Annotated in this window: 6 protein-coding genes and 1 riboswitch; of the genes, 3 read left to right on the top strand and 3 right to left on the bottom strand. The window is 47.8% G+C overall.

Annotation, left to right across the window (positions count from 1 at the left end; all coding sequences use genetic code 11):
• From FDW95_RS14495 to thiM, 3 genes are all read right to left on the bottom strand, one after another.
• The coding region (locus tag FDW95_RS14495) for a GntR family transcriptional regulator (RefSeq protein WP_249359125.1) at positions 1–657 on the bottom strand (657 nt) is incomplete at its 3' end.
• 52 nt (positions 658–709) lie between these two features.
• A complete protein-coding gene (gene thiD, locus FDW95_RS14490; protein WP_115258056.1) occupies positions 710–1,510 on the bottom strand; it encodes a bifunctional hydroxymethylpyrimidine kinase/phosphomethylpyrimidine kinase in 801 nt (266 codons plus the stop codon).
• Positions 1,507–2,295 carry a hydroxyethylthiazole kinase gene (thiM, locus tag FDW95_RS14485; RefSeq protein WP_115258055.1) on the bottom strand — a complete coding sequence of 263 codons (789 nt, stop codon included), beginning with the start codon at positions 2,293–2,295 and terminating at the stop codon, positions 1,507–1,509. Before thiM ends, thiD begins: the two co-directional genes overlap by 4 nt.
• A 32-nt stretch (positions 2,296–2,327) precedes the next feature.
• Positions 2,328–2,424: riboswitch (TPP riboswitch) on the bottom strand.
• A 267-nt stretch (positions 2,425–2,691) separates the two neighbouring features.
• Here thiM and tssD point away from each other — a divergent pair.
• Genes tssD through FDW95_RS14470 form a run of 3 tightly spaced genes read left to right on the top strand, consistent with a single transcriptional unit; the run spans position 2,692 to position 4,003 of the window.
• The gene (gene tssD, locus FDW95_RS14480) at positions 2,692–3,186 is read left to right on the top strand and encodes a type VI secretion system tube protein TssD (protein ID WP_115258054.1); all 495 of its coding nucleotides are present in this window, start codon (positions 2,692–2,694) and stop codon (positions 3,184–3,186) included.
• Positions 3,186–3,554 (top strand): tlde1 domain-containing protein, encoded by a 369-nt coding sequence (locus FDW95_RS14475; RefSeq protein WP_115258053.1) that lies wholly within the window; start codon positions 3,186–3,188, stop codon positions 3,552–3,554. Before tssD ends, FDW95_RS14475 begins: the two co-directional genes overlap by 1 nt.
• 2 nt (positions 3,555–3,556) lie before the next feature.
• Positions 3,557–4,003 carry a Shiga toxin A subunit gene (locus FDW95_RS14470; protein WP_115258052.1) on the top strand — a complete coding sequence of 149 codons (447 nt, stop codon included), beginning with the start codon at positions 3,557–3,559 and terminating at the stop codon, positions 4,001–4,003.
• Positions 4,004–4,325 lie beyond the last annotated feature (322 nt).

Genomic DNA, 4,325 nt, shown 5'->3' with positions numbered 1-4,325 from the left:
CTTGATCACCAGCACCGGCACTTTGCTGTCCATCTGAATGTGCGACTGGAACTCCGCATCCGGCATGCGGGCGCTGACGCGGGAGCGCGTACGCTGCGGGAAAATATGCTGGCTGCGAAAATAGTCGTACAGCGAGACGCCGATGGCATCCACATCATGAATAAGATGCGCAGGGACCCAGGACTCTTCAATGGATACGGCGTCTTCATCCACATAGCGAATACGCTTAAGCAGAAAAACGTCACTGCCGGCGGTAATCGCCAGCTGCTGCGCCACCTCTTCCGGACACGGCACCACGCGTTTATTGACCCACAGCGTATCTGGTTTTTTTCCGCGTAACACCACCTGCTGAGAAAAGCCGCGCGCTTCTTTTAGCGAATACTCAAAGATATTGTTGATCTGCGTTCCGTAACCACGGGCGCGGGTCACTACCCCTTCTTCCTCCAGCGCCTGCATCGCTTTACGCACCGTAATGCGCGAAACGCCGGTCAGCTGGCTGAGATCGCGCTCACCAGGCAGAATATTGCCATGCTCGAGGATGCCGCTGCGGACAGCGTTCTTCACCGTTTGGGCGAATTTAAGATACAGCGGCGTGTTATCCGCCGCCGAAATGCGTTCATTCAGTTGCGCGATAAGCTGGGTATGCGCTTGTTCCATTTATCTTTTTCCTGACCGCTGAATCTTCAGCCAGTATACGCATTTATCCCTGTTACCACCACGCGTGGAAATGGTGTACCGGACCTATCCCCTCGCCCACTTCCAGGGAATCTGCCTGGGCCAGTGCCGCCGAGAGCCATATTTTGGCCTCCTGCACCGTATCGGCCCAGTTTGCATGACGCGGGCGTAGCGCAGCCAGCGCTGCCGACAGCGTACAACCGGTGCCATGGGTGTTTTTGGTCTTCACTCTTGGCGCGGTAAAGCGCTGCTCGCCCTCGCGGGTAAACAGCCAGTCAGGGCTTTGCGCGTCATCCAGATGACCGCCCTTCATCAGCACCGCCTCGCAGCCCAATGCCCGCAGAGCACGCCCCTGCGCCAGCATTTCCTGCTCCGTTTGGGCATGGGTTGTTTCGAGCAATGCGGCGGCCTCCGGCAGATTCGGGGTAATGATCGACACCTGCGGCAGCAGGCGAGTACGCAGTGTTTCTACCGCAGAGGAGGACAGCAGCGGATCGCCGCTTTTCGCCAACATCACTGTATCAAGCACCACATTTCGTACCTGAAAGCGGCGTAAACGCTCAGCGACCGCTTCCACAATATCCGTTTCTGCCAGCATACCGATTTTGGTGGTATCTATGCGTACATCGCTGAACACGGAGTCCAGCTGCGCGGCAACAAAATCAGGTTCGATCCGATAAACCGACTGCACACCGCGCGTATTTTGCGCCACCAGAGCCGTGATGACCGAGCAGCCATAGGCCCCGAGCGCAGAGAATGTTTTTAAATCCGCCTGAATACCTGCACCACCGCTGGGATCGGTTCCGGCAATTGTTAATGCGTTAATCCGTTTCATGCCAGCTCCTGCGCGTTCAGGTTATATAAAGCATCAAGGAATGCAGGAATAAAGCTTCCTGGCCCTGTCGAGTGCTCAGTGGCGAATTCACCAGCCTGTTTCATCCAGCTACAGGCAGACGCGACGTTACTCAGCCGATCCCCCTGCAACGCACAGCTGGCAGCCACCACCGCCGACAGCGCACATCCGGTGCCAACGACACGCGTCATCAATGGATCGCCACCGCGAATACTCACGGTACGCTGGCCATCGGTAACGTAATCCACCTCCCCGGTTACCACTACGATGGAGGCGACCCGGCATGCCAGCGCCTGTGCCGCCGGCAGCGCAGCGGCTGCTGTGTCGGTGGTATCTACACCGCGCCCACCTCCGCGCATTCCCGCTAGCGCGAGTATTTCAGAGGCGTTACCGCGAATGGCAGCAGGCTGGAGCGAGAGCAAATCCAGGCAAAAACGACGGCGAAACTCCAGTGCCCCAACGGCAACGGGATCGAGCGTCCAGGGCGTATTCGCCCGCTGCGCCTGCTCGACCGCCGCACGCATAGCAATGGCGCGGCTCTCGGTCAGCGTACCGACATTAATCAGCACGGCATGGGCAACAGCCGCAAACTGGCTGGCTTCTTCGGGTTCAATCACCATCGCAGGTGACGCGCCCAATGCCAGAAGCGTATTGGCGGTAAAATTCTGCACGACCTCATTGGTCATACAATGCGTGAGCGGAGAAAGGGTTCTAAATTGCTGTAAGGCGTGGGCCGCGAGTGCGCGGCTGCGCAGGTCAGGCTGCATGGTTCAGCTCCTGCCCGCGTGAAAGAAGGGACACGAGCAGTGTCAGACTTCCCTACGCTGGCATTATCCAGATCAGGTGGTACGGGTATTTCTCAGCCTTCACAAGGAAGGGCACCCCGAGTCATTTCATTTATAAAACAATCATTTACACATTGAAAATGTGTAGATATTTAGTGTAACCGGGGCTTAGCTCCAGGAGCAAGAATTTTCGATTTAACACAGCATTTATCACAGTGCTTATCTCACCGGTTTTTCGGGGGGATTACCCTAACACCCAATGTAGTTTTACTTAAATCACTTTTATTTCAATAGGTTTCTCGGAAAAATATTCTCCGTATACATCCATAAGTAGTACAATTAACGCTCAATACCAGCATAATTAAGAGGGATTTTGATATGGCAATACCTGTGTATCTATGGCTTACCGATGATGCAGGAAATCAAGTTAAAGGCAGTGTTGATGTGCATGGTAGAGAAGATTCTATAGAGATTTTAGAGCTTATGCATAATGTAGAGTTACCAACTGACGACAAAACCAGAAAGATCACCAGTAAGCGCCAGCATGGAGATTACGCACTAATCAAAGAAGTCGATTGTTCATCTCCTTACCTCTATCAAGGTGTATCATCCGGCAGAAAATTTAAACAAGCTGTATTGAAGTTCTACCGCATAAACTATAACGGACAAGAAGAAGAATATTTCCGTGTAACAATGGATAATGTCAGAATTAATGAAATTGAACCTTTCATGTTTGACATAAAAAACCCTACATTTGAAAAACACAACCATCTTGAAGCATTCTATTTGGCATATGAAAAAATCACCTGGCATTATCTTGATGGAAATATAATTCATTCTGATTCATGGAACGGAAATAAGGAGGCAGCGTAATGACTTGGGTTTATAAAGTAAGCGCTCACAGCTTTTATCTGAATGGAACCTATCAATTTGATGCTAAATATTCTGGCAGACCTGGATATAAAAATGATTCTGCTAATGAGTGTGTAAAAGATAACGGCCCACTTCCTAGAGGCACTTACACTATCGGCCCCGCTTTCTACCATCGTAGAACTAGAGCATGGACGATGAGACTTACGCCATACATTGAAAATCAAATGTGTGGGCGTGATGGTTTTATGATTCATGGTGATAGTGCTGCCCATCCTGGAGAAGCTTCTGATGGTTGCATTATCCTTAACTTGCCATATCGTAAAATCATTGACGCTAGCAGCGATAAAGTTTTAGTAGTGGAAGATTAATTATGTTTAAAAAACTGTTAGTCTGTTCATTTGCTTTAATCCCAATATTTGCATATGCAAAAGATTATGGATGCGCCGCTGTTGGCTTATCAATGGAATCATCTTTATTTGATGCACTATCAAAAGATTTAAAAATTGATACATCAACTGTTGATAAAACTAAAGCCAAAGTAGATATCATTGATATTTCTCCAATCTCTAAAACCTATGCGGAATCTTTAGCACGAATTGATTACAATAAAGATCCTAGTAAGGATAAAACAGAAGATACATATAATAAGATTTATTTCTCTAGCTATTATTATAATGGCGTAAAATCTATCACAGCTAAATACACTTATATGAATAAGGCGAAAAAAAAAGATGTATTTATTGCATCCAGCCTGATGAACAAGGATGAATGCTCTATTAGATTTAATGGATACATCACGTTATCAAGAGAGTTTTGATACTTATGGGGCAGTAATGCCCCTCTTAAAAAGAGTAATTTGGAATTACAACCATCTCATTAACCCCCTATCCTAATACAAACAAATACTTTAAGATTAAACACCTGCGACCTGTTCAGCAATAAATAATTGATTAAACCCACTAATACGTATTTAATATAGAATAAAGAGATAAAAGGTAGTTTTCCATTCGATCATCATGAGCAGTTAAGGAGCTATTTTGTTAATGCCAGATTGTAGGTGGTTAAATCACCTATTTAAAGATAACTTATCTACATGTAAACATTAAATAAAAAAATTGATGTAGCCCCCTGAAACACCG

Origin of the sequence: Citrobacter sp. wls718, from assembly GCF_005280945.1 — a bacterium.
GTDB lineage: Bacteria > Pseudomonadota > Gammaproteobacteria > Enterobacterales > Enterobacteriaceae > Citrobacter > Citrobacter gillenii.
Note: the sequence above shows the minus strand (reverse complement) of the source record. Positions and strands in the feature narration are given on the sequence as shown.